15 protein-coding genes and 1 pseudogene are annotated in these 14,288 nt (G+C 60.9%); 5 read left to right on the forward strand and 11 right to left on the reverse strand.

Features of this window, described 5'->3' with window-relative positions; translation table 11 throughout:
• Positions 1-204: 204 nt before the first annotated feature.
• The 9 genes and pseudogenes from H8K11_10690 to H8K11_10730 all read right to left on the reverse strand — a co-directional run bounded on the left by H8K11_10690 (position 205) and on the right by H8K11_10730 (position 6,559).
• Positions 205-516: an XRE family transcriptional regulator gene (locus H8K11_10690; GenBank protein ID MCS6264213.1), complete on the reverse strand. Its 312-nt coding sequence runs from the start codon at positions 514-516 to the stop codon at positions 205-207.
• Positions 503-835, reverse strand: coding sequence for a type II toxin-antitoxin system RelE/ParE family toxin (locus tag H8K11_10695; protein ID MCS6264214.1), 333 nt, complete (start codon positions 833-835; stop codon positions 503-505). Before H8K11_10695 ends, H8K11_10690 begins: the two co-directional genes overlap by 14 nt.
• 326 nt (positions 836-1,161) lie before the next feature.
• Positions 1,162-1,503: pseudogene (locus H8K11_10700) on the reverse strand (helix-turn-helix transcriptional regulator).
• A 21-nt stretch (positions 1,504-1,524) separates the two neighbouring features.
• Positions 1,525-1,692 (reverse strand): BrnA antitoxin family protein, encoded by a 168-nt coding sequence (locus H8K11_10705; GenBank protein ID MCS6264215.1) that lies wholly within the window; start codon positions 1,690-1,692, stop codon positions 1,525-1,527.
• Between the two features lie 43 nt (positions 1,693-1,735).
• Positions 1,736-1,975 carry a BrnT family toxin gene (locus H8K11_10710; GenBank protein ID MCS6264216.1) on the reverse strand — a complete coding sequence of 80 codons (240 nt, stop codon included), beginning with the start codon at positions 1,973-1,975 and terminating at the stop codon, positions 1,736-1,738.
• On the reverse strand, positions 1,876-2,862 hold the full coding sequence (locus tag H8K11_10715; protein ID MCS6264217.1) for a transcriptional regulator: 987 nt from the start codon (positions 2,860-2,862) through the stop codon (positions 1,876-1,878). Before H8K11_10715 ends, H8K11_10710 begins: the two co-directional genes overlap by 100 nt.
• Before the next feature lie 174 nt (positions 2,863-3,036).
• Positions 3,037-3,315, reverse strand: a complete 279-nt coding sequence (locus H8K11_10720) for a hypothetical protein (protein ID MCS6264218.1) — start codon at positions 3,313-3,315, stop codon at positions 3,037-3,039.
• A 164-nt stretch (positions 3,316-3,479) separates the two neighbouring features.
• Positions 3,480-3,722 carry a hypothetical protein gene (locus tag H8K11_10725; GenBank protein MCS6264219.1) on the reverse strand — a complete coding sequence of 81 codons (243 nt, stop codon included), beginning with the start codon at positions 3,720-3,722 and terminating at the stop codon, positions 3,480-3,482.
• A complete protein-coding gene (locus H8K11_10730) occupies positions 3,719-6,559 on the reverse strand; it encodes an FAD-binding oxidoreductase (GenBank protein ID MCS6264220.1) in 2,841 nt (946 codons plus the stop codon). Before H8K11_10730 ends, H8K11_10725 begins: the two co-directional genes overlap by 4 nt.
• 107 nt (positions 6,560-6,666) lie before the next feature.
• Between H8K11_10730 and H8K11_10735 the strand changes: the two genes are divergently transcribed.
• Complete coding sequence (locus H8K11_10735; GenBank protein MCS6264221.1) at positions 6,667-7,638, forward strand: D-glycerate dehydrogenase; 972 nt, start codon at positions 6,667-6,669, stop codon at positions 7,636-7,638.
• Positions 7,639-7,716: 78 nt separating this feature from the next.
• Here the strand turns inward: H8K11_10735 and H8K11_10740 are convergent, their stop codons facing one another.
• Both H8K11_10740 and H8K11_10745 read right to left on the reverse strand, forming a co-directional pair.
• A complete protein-coding gene (locus H8K11_10740) occupies positions 7,717-9,636 on the reverse strand; it encodes a tetratricopeptide repeat protein (protein MCS6264222.1) in 1,920 nt (639 codons plus the stop codon).
• A 175-nt stretch (positions 9,637-9,811) separates the two neighbouring features.
• Positions 9,812-10,030: a cold shock domain-containing protein gene (locus H8K11_10745; protein ID MCS6264223.1), complete on the reverse strand. Its 219-nt coding sequence runs from the start codon at positions 10,028-10,030 to the stop codon at positions 9,812-9,814.
• 310 nt (positions 10,031-10,340) lie between these two features.
• Here H8K11_10745 and H8K11_10750 point away from each other — a divergent pair, with 310 nt between their 5' ends.
• The 4 genes from H8K11_10750 (at position 10,341) to H8K11_10765 (ending at position 14,288) form a co-directional block, all read left to right on the forward strand.
• Positions 10,341-11,426: an LptF/LptG family permease gene (locus tag H8K11_10750; protein MCS6264224.1), complete on the forward strand. Its 1,086-nt coding sequence runs from the start codon at positions 10,341-10,343 to the stop codon at positions 11,424-11,426.
• A 4-nt stretch (positions 11,427-11,430) separates the two neighbouring features.
• On the forward strand, positions 11,431-12,522 hold the full coding sequence (gene lptG, locus H8K11_10755) for an LPS export ABC transporter permease LptG (GenBank protein ID MCS6264225.1): 1,092 nt from the start codon (positions 11,431-11,433) through the stop codon (positions 12,520-12,522).
• Between the two features lie 104 nt (positions 12,523-12,626).
• Positions 12,627-13,883 (forward strand): beta-ketoacyl-ACP synthase II, encoded by a 1,257-nt coding sequence (gene fabF / locus H8K11_10760; GenBank protein ID MCS6264226.1) that lies wholly within the window; start codon positions 12,627-12,629, stop codon positions 13,881-13,883.
• Between the two features lie 63 nt (positions 13,884-13,946).
• Positions 13,947-14,288, forward strand: coding sequence for an acyl carrier protein (locus H8K11_10765; GenBank protein ID MCS6264227.1), 342 nt, complete (start codon positions 13,947-13,949; stop codon positions 14,286-14,288).

Here is a 14,288-nt window from a genome sequence, read left to right on the forward strand (position 1 = left end):
CGCGCCTTAATTCACTCGCGTTTTTACCGGCAACAGCGGCTGGTGGGTGTCTAGGGGACTGGGGATCGAGGGGGGCGTGAAACGTCAACGGTGAAACGTGAGGCGTACAACGCAGACCAGGAAGCGCAATGAGGTAAAACGTATTCCCGAAGAGTCGTCACTCGATGAAAGAACTGTGCTGGCTGACGGCAAACGGAAGAGGGGTTACGCCGCCGTTTTCTTAACCCGAACCTCCGCCCGATGCCCGGTGGCCGCCAGAACGCGGATGAGCACATCGGTCGACACTCCTCCGGTATTCCCATTCGCAATAGCCGTGACACGGGTCCGCGACGTCCCCGCGCGCTTTGCGATTTCCGCATGCGTGAGCGACCCGGCCTCGATAATGCTGACAAGGGAGACGGTGAGGTCGGATCGAAACTCCATCTCGGCCGTATCGGCCACTGAGAGGCCCAATGCGCGGCCGAGGTCCTCTGCGGATCGAACAGTCACCCGCTTGCCTGTTTTAGCTGTCGCCATGTAACACCTCCTTCAATCGCTGTCGGCCTGTGATCAACTCGCGCTTGGGAGTCTTCTGCGTCTTCTTCTGAAATGCATGAAACACCACGATTGCGTCAGCCAGCTTGACATAGTAGAACACTCGCATCGTAGTGGATGGCCCCGTTACTCGCAGCTCATGTGCCCCCGACGCTATTACCTGCATCGGTCTACTCAGGGGCATGCCCAGCTGCAGACCCTTTTGAAGGTCCCGGAGAGCTTCTCCGATCTCCCGCCGGATGGCAGGATCCTCATCACGGATATACTCCAACGCCTTCGGATGAAAGACGATCGACTTCACGCTTCCCAGTATGTCCTAAATCCGAGACATTCGCAAGCGGCCTTCGGGATAGCGACCAAGGGCGCATGTAAGGACTCAGGCACAACACGCGGCACCATGAAACGACGCTCGTCGTTCGTGAAGCGTATCTCGCTGGGGGACAGGATGCCGTGAAAGGTGAAACGTGAGGCGTAAAACGTAGATCGGGAAATGTAAGACATACGACGTAAAATACGAGGGAAATAGAAACGTATGAGCGATAGCGGGAACAAAAAAGACTGAAGCTTGGGAACAGGCCTTGAACATGTTTGGCGTATACGAACGACGGGATGGGCAAGGCCGTAACGCTACGCTGCCCGCCCCTTTTTGCTGCGGCCTTCGCCGCTGATCGCCTTGGCAAGATCGGCGGAATTGGCACCGAGGAGCAAGAGCGAGCTGACCAAGAGGTCCATGGACACGGAGGGGTCGCCGGCTTCCATCTTCGCCACCCTGGATTGGCTGGATTGAAGGCATTCGGCGAGTTGGACTTGTGATAAACCCTGTTTATTCCGTCAATCTCGCAGACTCCGACTGAGCGCCAACTTCATATCGATGAGCGCCGACTCTGCCTCGGACAGGCCCAGGAACTCCTTCACCGACCCGACAGCCCATCCGGCCGCTTCCAGCTTGGCTCGTTTTGTGTTCTTCATCTGAAGTGCCCGCGGAAAGTTCTACGCAGCTTTTGCGGCCGCTTTCGCTAGAAGTTCATGAATCAAGGATTGATACGGCTTCCCCTGCTTGGCAGCCATCTTGCGCAGCTGGCTCAGAAGTTTCGGGGACAGACGAATGGCGATCAACTGCTTGGCCATGCCGCTGGCCGGCCGGCCGACTCGACGCATACGTTTCAACTCTGCGTCCGTCGCTTCCGGGATATCGGAGAAATCAATTTGCGAGTCCGGTATATGCTTGACGCTCTTTTCGACTCGCCTGCCTTGCGCTGATGAGCCGGATGGTTTCTTTCTCATGGTCTCTCCTTCGTATCGTATACACCACAAACAAGATTCGCCCTGACAGAGATTGGCCTATACTTGCGCTGCGATCCGTTGCGCTTCCTGGCGCACGGCTTCCCGCAGGCTGTCGGGTTTGAGGACCTTCACCCCGCTGCCGAAGCTCAGCACCCACCCGATCAGCTCTCTCGTATCGGCCACGGAGAGGGTCATCCGCAGACCGCCGCTTTTGGTGCGTTTGGTCCCCTGTGTGGCATGCCAGACGCGATCCTTCACCCAGGCGGCGGTGGCCCTGTTGAACTCCAATTCCACCTCGATGCGCGGCCCGCGCATGACGGTCAGCGCATCCTGCACGAAGGCGTCGAGATCGAAATGCAGCGGCATCTGATAGGGATGGTCGGTGGGCGTGACGGACTTGATCCGCTCCACGGCGAACATGCGCGGCTCGCGTCGCAGGTGGCAGTAGGCAATGAGGTAGAGGCCGCCGGTCGCGTACCAGAGCCGATAGGGATCCACTTCGCGCCTGGTCGTGCGGCCGCGCGAGGCGGAATCGTAACGGATCTGCACGGTCGTGGCGTTGGTGATGGCTCTGGTGAGGCGGTCGATGGTTTCGCGATGTTGCCGATACCGTTTGTGCGGACCGAGGCCCACGCTGAAGGTGCCGTCGAGCTGTTGGACCAAGGCCACGCCCTGCGGCGGCAGCGCGGCGGCGGCCTTGCCTAAGGCAGACTGCAGAGAGGTGTGGAGTTCGGTGCCTTCCAGCGGGGTAATGAGCCGACGGCTGAAGGTCAGCGCCATCAGCTCAGAGGGGGAGAAGCGCAACCCGGGGACGTTTCGAAATCCCTCCATGAGCCGCCAGCAGGTCTGACCGTTGATGCGTTCGGTGACGAGGGGGTAGCCCGCCTCTTCCAGCGCGGCGAGGTCGCGACGAAGGGTGCGAGGATGCCGGGTGGAGCCGGGCGCGAGCGACTCAGCCAGCTGCTCCAGCGTAAGGCCCTGCCGCGACGCCTCCAACTGCTTCAACACCACCAACAGACGCACCGCCTGATCGTTGCGCGCCATCGTCTCCCCGCTCCCGGCCCGGTCGATTGCGGCGCCAGTCTACCAGGATGGCCCGAGGGGAGGAAGAGGAACCGTATCTCGTAGGGACCTGGGGAGGCGTTCCGACCGGACCCAAACGTTTCACCTTTTACGTTTCACGCTTCACGGGCGCCGGCCCTCGAGGCCGTCTCCCACTCAGGTAGGAATATCGGTGGTGCCGTCGTAGGAGGCGCGGGATTGGTGAGCGATTTTCAACACGTCGCCGTCTTTCACCACGGAATCGAGTGAGCCGACCTTGCGGTTCACGGTCACCAGCAGTTCGCCGCGCACCACGAACGGCGCCAGGGCATCCATGAGGTCGGCATTGCCTTCGATGAGTAGCTTAATGGGTACCGATCCTTCCACTTCCACATCCAATTCCGGTTCCGTCACCCGCTGTTGTAACGTCGGCCCAAGAATCAACACTTTGACCATAGTCGATGAATCCTCCTATTCAGTCGGTGCGTGGGGCGTGAAACGTGAGACGTAAAAGGTGAAACGACTTTCGGTCGTGTTCCGGCTTATGCTTTGCCTCTTACGTCCTATTTCTTCGCCTTTTACGTTTCACGTTTCACGTCTAACGTTTCACGTTTCCCGCCTCACCCTTGCGCCCGCGCGTGGCAATGCAGGCAATCCTGCCGCTTGGGATGCTGCCCCGGCAAGGGGCGCGCGCCGGTCGGCGTATGGCAAGTCGTGCACTGGCTCTCTACGGTGATCGCCTGGTGCGCGCTGTTGGCCGGCACCTTCGGGTTGCGGTCGCGCGGCGACGGCAGCAGGGCCACGCCTCCCACCACGAGCAGCGCCAGCACCACAAAAATCATATCCACTTTGCGAAAGGTCATTGGCCCGCTCCTGATCCTGTCTCGGTGGCAGCCCCCGCCTCATAGGCGTCCTTGAGTAATTGCGCCACATGTTTTACGGCCACGCGGCCGCGCATGCCGTTGCTGAGCTGAATCATGCAGGCCGGGCAACTGGTGGCCACCGTCTCCGCCCCGCTCTGCTCGATATTCCGCCGCTTCCGGTCGAAGACTTTTTGCGAGGTGTCGTAGTCCTTGACGATGTAGGTGCCGGCCCCGCCCGCGCAGCGGTCGGCATCGGTCATCTCCACATAGTCCGATCCCGGCAATTGTTTGAGCAACTGCCGCGGCTCCTTGGTCACCCCGGCGGCTCGCAGGTGACAGGACGAATGGTAGGTCACCTTCCCGCCCTGGCCTTGCGGCGTCCCCATCGGTGGATGCCGGTCGGAGCGCGCCACGAATTCCGTGATGTGGAGCACCTTCTTCGCCAACGCCTCCGCCGCCTGCTGTTCCGGCCCGCTCTCGAAAAACTTTTTGTATTCCTTGAGCATCAGCGTGCAGGAGGCGCAACCCGTGACGACCTGATCATAGCCCGCCAGGGACTGCAGATTGAAGCGAGCGTTGTCCTTCACCAGATCCAGATGCCCGTAAGTTTCGATCGGCGTTCCGGAACAACGCTGCGGCGGAAGTTCCGGTTCGACCTGATGTTTGCGCAGGACAGAAATGACCGCGTCCCCCACCCCGTCGTCGAAGTAGTTCGCCGCGCAGCCGTGAAAGTACGCGACGCGGGGGCCGGTCTTGGACTTCGAGGGTTGCGTCAACTCCGGATACCGGTCGCGCAGATGGATCGTCGCGAGTTTGGGCAGGACCATGTCCGCCGGGAGTTTGGCCGTGGAGGCGATGCGTTTCATCACCGGCGCGGCCAGCCGTTCGAGCAGACCGCGTGGAGCGGGCCGATCCCACCACGATTGCGTCCTGGCCAATAGTTTAAGTATCGCTTCAAATACCGGCAATTTCGCCTGTAGGGCAAAGAGCCAGCGCGAGCCCTGGTTGGGATTCTCGGCGCGCCGCTGGAGGATCAGCTCCGACACATCCACCCCGGCCGGACAGATCGTGCGGCAGGATTTACAGTTCAAGCAGGCCTCCACCACCCGCTTCGAGTCGAGGTAGCTGTAGTCCTTCGCCGTGACGATTTCGAACCAGCCGCGCGAGCTCATGTCTTCCGACTGGAAGACGTCGTAGACCGGACAGACGGAGTTGCACTTCGCGCAGGTCGCACAGGATTTCGAGAGGCGCTGGTAGTCGATGTGTTCGGTGAAGGGCGTCTCGCTGATCTTGATGCCGGGGTTCATCACGTTCGCCGGATCGATCGTCTGCTTCACCTGCACGAAGAGTTGATACAACTCATCACCGAACATCTTGCGCACATATTCCGCCCGCACGCGGCCGTCGCCATGTTCGCCGCAAATGGACCCCTCGAACCGCGAGAGCACCGCGCTGTGAATCTCGTGGTAGGCCTGCACCATCTTGTCGAAATCCTGCCGGTCGTTCACGTCGAGCAGGGGCGTGATGTGGGCGTTGCCGTTACCGATATGGCCGAAGATCGCCACCGGCACATGCTGGCCCTCGAAGAAGGTTTCCAGGTAGCGGATCAACTCGCTGATCCGCGTGGCGGGCACGACCACGTCGTCCACGAAGTTGATCGGCTTCTTGCGCGGATCGAAGCGATAGAGTGTGGGGTACAAGGCCTTGCGCGCTTTCCAGAGTTGGTCGCGCTGCTCCTTGTCGTAGGCAATGGTGAGGTCGCCGCACAGTTGATAACGCCCGCAGATGGCAGCCATTTGATCGGCCCGTTCACGCAGATCGGCTTCGCCTTCGCTGCTGTCCAGTTCGGCCAGCAGGGTGGCGGCGGCATCGGCGGGAATGCCATGCGCCGACCGGCCGATCAAATTCAGCGTGTTCGCATCCATGACTTCCAGTGCGCTCGGCCGGAGGCTTAACAGATGCGGCACCGCTTCCCCGACTTCTTCGAGACGGCGAAAGTGGATCAACGCCGTCAACGTGCCCTGTGGTTTCGGCACGAGACGAAGCATCGCTTCGCTCACCACTCCCAACGTACCCTCACTGCCGACGAACAGTTTGGGGAGATCGAAGACATCGCGACTCAGCCCGTCAGCAAGGCCGAACAAGTTATACCCGCAACTGTTCTTGCTCACCGTCGGCTTCTTGCCGTCGATCAGGCCGCGCTGCCGCTGGACGAGGTCGAGGATCAACTTGAGCGACGGATGGGCCGCGAGGGTCTGATCCAACTCAGGATCGTTCAGGTTCATCGAGGAAGCGGAGAGCCAGGAGCCGGACGGCAGGCAGACACGCATGGCCTGAACGTTGTCTTTCACGGAACCATAGATGAGGGTGTGGGGCCCGGCCGAATTGTTGGCGAGCATGCCCCCGAGCTTGCACATGTCGCCGCTGGACGGGTCGGGACCGAAGAGGAGATTGCGGCGCCCGAGTTGCTTGTTCAATTCCGCCAGGACGATCCCCGGCTGCACACGGGCCCGGCGTTCCTCCTCATTCACGTCGAGGATGCGGTTCATCTTGGAGATATCCAGGATGATGCCGGAACCGATCGCGGAGCCGGTGAGATTAGTACCGGCGGCGCGCGGCGTGAGGGGGATGCCCCGCTCCACCGCAAATCGCACGACGGTATCGATGTCGCCTTCATGCTCCGCGAGCACGACGGCTTGCGGCTGCATCCGGTAAATGCTGGCATCGACGGCGTAGGCGGTCAGCGTAGGCACATCGTTCCAGACCTTCGCCTGTCCGAGGAGTTGCCGAAGGTCGCTGACGACGACGGATGAGGTGTTAGGAAGGATGAGGGTCATGCTTGTGATTACGTTGCGTTATTGTAGTCGCTCGGAAGAGAGCAGGACAAGTGAGTTGTTGCTTAGCACCCGATTCGCTAAGATACGTGCCATTCGAACGAGGCGCCATGTCACCTCCCATCCTTTATATCTCCCGACTGTTGCCCGATCCGGTCATGGCGGCCGCCCGCCAGCAGTTTCAGCTCTTCAATGAGCCGCGCGACATCGCACCCTCATGGGAGACCTTCAAGGCAGGCCTTCGCGAAGCCGATGCGGCCATCTGCACCCTGACCGATCGCGTGGATGCGGCCCTGCTGGCCGAGCCGACCAGACTCAAGATCCTGGCGAACTACGCCGTGGGGTATAACAACATCGACCTCACCGCCGCGACGGCCAAGGGCATTGTGGTCACGAACACGCCGGACGTGTTGACCGACTCGACGGCCGATCTCACCTGGGCCTTGATCCTGGCGGTGGCGCGGCGGGTGGCGGAAGGCGACGCCTACGTGCGAGCGGGAGCCTGGCCCGGTTGGGCCCCGACTCAAATGCTGGGGACGGATGTCTCGGGCAAGGTGCTGGGTATCGTCGGCATGGGGCGGATCGGACAGGCGGTGGCGAAGCGGGCCGCCGGATTTAACATGCGCATTTGTTACAGCTCACGAACCCCGCATGCGCCGGGACACATCTCGTCGCAATGGGAACAGCGCCCCCTGCCCGACCTGCTGAGAGAAGCCGACTTCGTGACTCTGCATGTACCGCTTACGCCGGAGACGCATCACTTGATCGGCCCGCGGCAGCTGGCACTCATGAAGCCCACGGCGTTCCTGCTCAATACCTCACGGGGACCGGTGGTGGATGAAGGCGCGTTGGTCGATGCACTCTTGCGACGTCAACTGGCCGGCGCGGGGTTGGATGTGTTCGAACAGGAACCGGTCTTTCACCCCAGTCTGCGCGACCTGCGGCAGGTAGTGCTCCTCCCGCACCTCGGCTCCGCGACCTTGGCGACGCGTGTGCGCATGGGAATGATCTGCCTGGAGAACATTGCCGCAGTCTGCGCCGGGAGGCCGGCTCTGAATCAGGTCAATCGCACGCAGGCGTAGTGCCGTAGATCGCATCACGTGTGTGAACGCCGCCGAAATGGTGAGGGGCCTGTGCCCAGTGAGCACGCGGTCGGTGGGCTAGTGGCCCGCGAGTGGGAGAGGACTGATCTGACTGGAAGCGGGAAGTTCCGGATGGGTGACCCCGTTGGTGCCGAGGTTGCGTAGCGCTTCGACCCGGCGAGGCACATCGTGGAACGAGGGAATGGACTGATACATGGCGAGCGCCCGATCGCGGGCACCGGTTTTTTCGTAGAGCATCGCCAGTTCATACCGCACGAGCTGGGCATTGCCTCCCCGGCAGCGCGAGTCGGCGATGAGCTTCTCCAGCAATTGAATGGCCTGATCGAACCGGTTCTGCTCCTTCAGGCAAAGTCCCAGCATCAGGCAGGAATCGACGAAGAACCCCGAGTCCTTCATCGAGGAGACGAACTCTTCCTTCGCTTCCTCCAACAATCCCATGTCCTTATAGGCCATACCCAGCGCGTACTGCGTTTCCGCGTCCACCTGGGCCACGGGTTGCGCAGCAGGAACGGGGGCCGGAGGAGGCTCGACGGGCGCGGCCTGGGCAACGGGCGGCGCCGGAGCCGGAACGGGCGGAGGCGGCGGGGTGACCTGAGCCAGCACAGGCGCCATCACCGGCGCGGGAGCGGCTGGGGTAGGCGAGCTGTCCTGCAATCGGAACGGCATGTCTACCGCAGGCGCGGCAATGACCGGAGCGGGAGCCGGTTCCGGTTGTGGTTCCGGTTCGAGCTGGATCGCGACAGGCTCCGGTGTCATCACCATCGGCTCTGTGACTTCCGATTCGGTGGACGATGAGGCAGTCGGGTCGAACGCCGGCGCGAGCTTGCGGGCAATGGCGCTGCCCGGAGCCAGGGCCTGGACCTTCTCAAACAGCTCAGCCGGCAGGGTGGGCATACCCGGTTCCGGATGTTCCAGCAAAATCTCCACGGCCCTGCCGAAATGCTGCGCCGCCGTGGCGGCATCTCCTTTTTCCTGATAGAGCTCGCCCAGCAGTTCCAACATCGGCACGGATGCCGGCTCGACCTTGAGATAGTCGTTAATCAACAACTCGGCCATGGCATAGTCTTGCGCGCGCAACGCGGCACCGGCCAGGAATCGATATTCGCCCAACGCGACTTGCAGATTGCCCTGCAACAGATGCAGCCGCGCCAGCAGTTGGCAGATTTCCGGATTGCCCGGCTCCCGGCTCAGTAACTGCGTCAACATGGCTTCGGCGCCGGCATATTGCCCTTCTTCGATCCGCCGCGTCGCTTCCGCCATGAGATCGCTGCCTTCACCCGGCTTTGCCGCGGCCGCAGAGGGTTTGGCGGCGCGTACCACGGTTGAGGGCGCGCTTCCGCCCGACTCGATCATAGTGACGATTTCTTTGGCTTCGGCGTTCTCCGGATTCAGGCGCAAGACCGCCGCATACATGGCATTGGCCTGTTCATATTGTTGGGCGGCGGAACGCTCCCGCCCGAGTTGGAGATATACGCGAATCGCTTCGTCGATCAACTGCTCCTGTTCACACAGTTCCGCCACGCGCAGCTGTGCGTCCAGATTGGACGGATCATGTGAAATGATTTTGCGGTAGATCTCGAGGGCTTCCTTGTTGCGGCCGTCCTTGAAGTAGTGCTTGCCCAGGGTCAAATAATCCTGGACGGCGCTGCTCAAGAGCCCGCGCTCCGCATTCAAATCGCCGAGGTGCCGATAGATGTCGATCTTGGTGGGATCGACTTTGAGAATCTTTTTATAGGCGGCAATGGCCTTGAGGACAGACCCTTCGGAACGGAACGCGCCGGCGGCTTGAAGAAAGGCGGCGACGGCGTCAGGCGTGGCATTGCGTTTCAGCTGGAGGTCGCCGATGGAGTTGAAAATCGTCCCGTCGGCCGGGGTATCGGTGGTGAGTTTTCGCCATTCGGCGATGGCAGCTTCGTACTGCCCCTTGGAGGCAAAGAGCTGCGCGTTTTGGAGAACTGTTCGGCGATCGACAGCCAAGAAGACTCCTCACCCGACGTTGAGAGTCAACGCTAACAGTCTGCCTTTTCTTTGTCAAACAAATGGATAAAACAGCAACACCGCGAACGCGGCGTCCAGAGCGGATGAAACCAACGGGGGCAAACCGGCGGCCCCTCCGGAACACAGAGGGGCCGCGGATTACGATGCCCGGCGATCAGGACGCCGGCGCGAGGTCCTTCAACACGTTCGCCGCTTGCGGCCCCTTGGCTCCCTGCACGATGTCGAACTCGACGTTCTCACCCTCTTTCAACGTCTTGAATCCCTCGCCCTGCAGCGCGGAATAATGCACGAAGACATCGTCTCCGCCATCGAGCCGGATAAACCCGAACCCCTTACGATCGTTGAACCACTTCACTGTCCCCTTGGTCTTCATACGGTCCTCCCTTTCTCAACGCACAGACATAATGAGCGCATCAGCTCGCCGGCTGAGTCGCATGGCATGGTAATGATGACGATAAAAGGAGAAATAAAACCGACGAGCGTGGAAGCTCTTGCGAGGCGTTGAGACAATATTCAACCCGAACCATCGTGACCTACTGAAAAGTGCGCAGCGATGTACCATGGGGTGCACATCTTGTCAAGCGGATAGTTTCGAGAATGGATCTCAGATCTGTTTACAAGCTCCGTAGACTCTTCTATAGTGCGGCAACCCAAGTCTCCGATGTAGGATTTCGACCGCCCTCGTGCTGCACACCATCCTCGATCGCTATATTTTCCGCGAACTCTTCTCCCCGTTCGGCATCAGCCTGGCTGCGCTCTGTTTCGTGATGCTCACGAAAGAGCTGTTGCGACTGGTGGAACTGCTGGTGACGAAGGGGATCGGCTTTCTCTCGGTCCTGAAAGTGTTCGCCCATTTGCTGCCGTCGTTTCTGGTCCTCACCCTGCCCATCGCGGGCATTATTGCCACCATTACAGCCTTCGGCCGGTTATCCCTCGACAAGGAACTCGTCGCCATGCGCGCCGCCGGCTTCAGCCTCCTGCGGCTGTCCCAGTCGGTCTTTCTATTCGCCGCGCTGGTCTGCGGCCTGACGCTGGCGATGGCGCAGTACGGGCAACCCTGGAGCAACGTCAATCTCAAGAAAGTGGCGCTGAACCTGTTGCGCGACGAACTCGTGCTGGAGCTCGATCGCGGCGTCTTTAACGAAGCCATCCCCAAAATGACGATCTACGTACCGGATGCTCAGGAGGGACAGGACAACCGGGGCATTTTCGTGGCCGATGAACGCAACCCGGCCGATCCACGCATCATCGTGGCCCAGCAGTATCAGGTGATGACCGATCCGGCCAGCAGCCAGGTGGCGCTGCGGCTGATGAACGGCGTCATCCATAGCCGCCCCCAGACTCCGGAGGAATATCAGAAGATTTCGTTTACGTCGTACGACTTAAAGCTGAGCATCAGCGCGAGCCTGTACGGCGCGGAGGAGCGCACGCCGATCGACGTCATTCGCGCCAAACTGGAGAGCACCGGCTGGACGGATACCAACGCGTTGCGGCGTTTGATGGAATATTATAAGGACCTGGCCTTCCCGGCGGCCTCGCTGGTGTTCTGTATCCTGGGGGTGCCGGTCGGCATCGTATCCAAACGTTCAGGCAGCATCGGCGGGTTTGCGGTGGGCGTGCTGGTGGTCATCGCCTACTATGTCCTCAATGTGGCCTGCGAGTTCCTGGTCACCACCCTGTGGATTTCTCCGTTCGCCGGCGCCTGGTTACCCAACGTCATCTTCACCGTGGTCACTATTCTGTGGTTCTATCGGGTGAGCCGCCAATAGTCCTATGAACATTCTGTTCCGCTATATGCTGCGCGAGTACGTGAAGATCTTCGGCATGTGCTTCTCCGGGCTCATGACGATTTACCTCGTCATCGACTTCTTCGAGAAGGTGCGCCGCTTCCTGCGGTACGACGCCCATGCCCTCGATGTGCTGGCCTACTTCGTCCTCAAGATGCCCGCCATTTCCTACCAGATCGCGCCGCTGGCGGTCCTGATGGCGACCCTGCTTACGATCGGCCTGTTGTCGCGCAGCCATGAAATCACCGCGATGCGCAGCTGCGGCATCAGTCTCTATTGGATCACCTCCCCGTTCCTGTTTCTCGGTACTGTCTTGGCCTTGGTCCTGTTTGCGTTCAGTTCGACCATCATCCCCCTCGCCCTCGCCAAGGCCGAGCAGATCAAGACCACCCGGATTGAAAAACGAGCGGTACCGGTCTCGCTCAAAGCGGCACAGCCCTGGGTGAGCCTGGGCGGCCAAACCTTGATGAACATCGACACCATCGACCCGGGCGGAGCCGTGTTACGGAAGATCCGCCTCTATCGCTTGAGCCCCACGTTCGAGCTGGAGCAGATTGCGGAAGCACAACGCGCGGTGTATTCGCCGCAGGGTTGGGTCCTGGAAGACGGGATCCGGCGCTCGTTCCGGCAGGATGGGACGGTCTCGGTAAACAGCTTTCAGGCCGAACCCCTGCCGCTCGCGCAAATTCCCGACGACTTCACGACCTGGCTGGAGTTGGATTCGGAAACGATGACGCTGCCGGAGATTCGCGCCTATGTCGATCGGCTGCATCTGGGCGGCACGATCCTCCCGCGCCTGCTGACGGATTATTATGGCCGGATCGCCTTCCCCTGCGTGACCTTTATTATGGTGGTCGTCGGCATTGCCTTGAGCCTCCGGCGCACCGGCGTGCGCGGCAGCGGCATGGCCATGGGCATCGGACAAGCGATGGCCGTAGGATTCTTTTACTGGTCCACCCATTCCGTAGCCATTGCGCTGGGACGCGGCGGGGCACTCGCGCCGATGCTGGCAGGCTGGATGGCCAATCTGGTATTTCTCACGTTCGGCTTTTATCTGCTGTTGAAAGTGCGTTACTAGACGGATGCTGAACGCGTGACCGTCTCCAGCATTGACTGTGGCGCCACCGTACGGTAAGTAGACAGGCCGCACAAGGCATCACCGGCAAGCAGTGAAAGGGTTCTATGTCGACGAGAGTCGTCATCACAGGTCTGGGAGTCGTCTCCCCCATCGGCATCGGGGTGCCGCAGTTCTGGAAAGCGGCATTGGAAGGCCGGTCCGGGATCTCGGCCATTACCTCCTTCGATCCGTTCCCGCTGGAAGGGTACCGGTCGCGCGTAGCCGGACGCATTGTTGGATTTTCCCCCGAGCAGTATCTCCCGGCCGGCCAAGGCGACCGGGTAGACCGCTATGCCCAGTTCGCCCTTGTGGCCGCCAAGGAAGCGCTGGCGGACGCCGACTTCCGCATGGAGCGGGAAGAGCCGCACCGTGTCGGAGTCATCGTCGGCGCCGGCATGGGCGGCATGGTGATGGGCGAACGGGAAATCACGCAGCTGTACGAACAGAAACGCCCGCACCGTGTGCATCCCAACTTTATTCCGGTCATTACACTGAATTCGGCTTCCGGCATCGTGGCCATGGCCTATGGGGCCAAAGGGCCCAACCTGACGATTTCCACGGCTTGCTCATCGAGCGCCCATGCCCTTGGTCAGGCCATGCACGCCATTCGTGCCGGCACGGCGGATGCGGTGATCGTCGTCGGCGCCGATGCCAGTATCACGCCCCTGGTCTTTGCCGGATTTTGCTCGCTGCGCGCACTTTCGACCAAGTATAACGATGCACCGGAACGAGCCTCACGACCCTTCGATCGCGGACGGGATGGCTTTGTCATGGGTGAAGGCGCCGGCGCGCTGATTGTCGAATCGCTCGCCCACGCCAAGAAACGCAAGGCCCGGATGTACGCGGAAGTGGCCGGATACGCCGCCACCAGCGAAGCTCATCACATGGTGATTCCACGCGAGGACGGCGAAGAGGTGGCCATCACGATGCGCCTGGCCTTGAAGGATGCGGGCGTCACGCCTGCGCAAGTCGATTACATCAATGCCCATGCGACTTCCACGACGGTGGGTGATGCGGTCGAGGTGAAGGCCATTCGTCTCTTGTTCAAATCCCGGGCGGATAAGCTGGCGGTGAGCGCCACGAAGTCACTCGTGGGGCATACGCTGGGTGCGGCAGGCTCGCTGGCCGGGATCGTCTCGGCCCTGACCCTTACCAGCGGGCAGATCCACCCGACGCTCAACCTTGACGATCCGGATCCGGCCTGCGCCCTCGCGGGGTTGTCTGCGCAACCGCAAACCCGCAAAACCAAGGTCGCGCTGATCAACGCGTTCGGCTTCGGCAGTAACAATGCCGCGGTCGTCTTAAAATCTCTATCGACCTGACCCGCGTCGGGCGACGACATTCGTGCACGTGCGATGTGCCGGCAAGAAACGAAGGAACCGGTTATGGCTAAGACTTCAGACGTTTCCGACAAGATCATTCAGGCGCTGGCGGACTATCTCAAGCGGGATGCGGCGTCGATTCAGACGACCCATCACCTGCGGGACGACCTGGGTTTGGATTCGATGGCGGTAATCGAAATGCTGTACCGCATCGAAGAAGTCTTTAATCTCCAGATCCCCGACCAGGACCTCGTCGGCCTGACCACCGTCGGCCAGGTGATCACCTATGTGCAAGGCCGCGTCGCCCCTCCGAAGGCTCCTGCAAAGGCGGCCGCGAAAACTCCGGCGAAAGCCGCCCCGAAGACACCTGCCGCCAAGCGTTCTACCAAGAGCAAGAAGGCCTAG

Source organism: Nitrospira sp. (assembly GCA_024998565.1).
GTDB lineage: Bacteria > Nitrospirota > Nitrospiria > Nitrospirales > Nitrospiraceae > Nitrospira_A.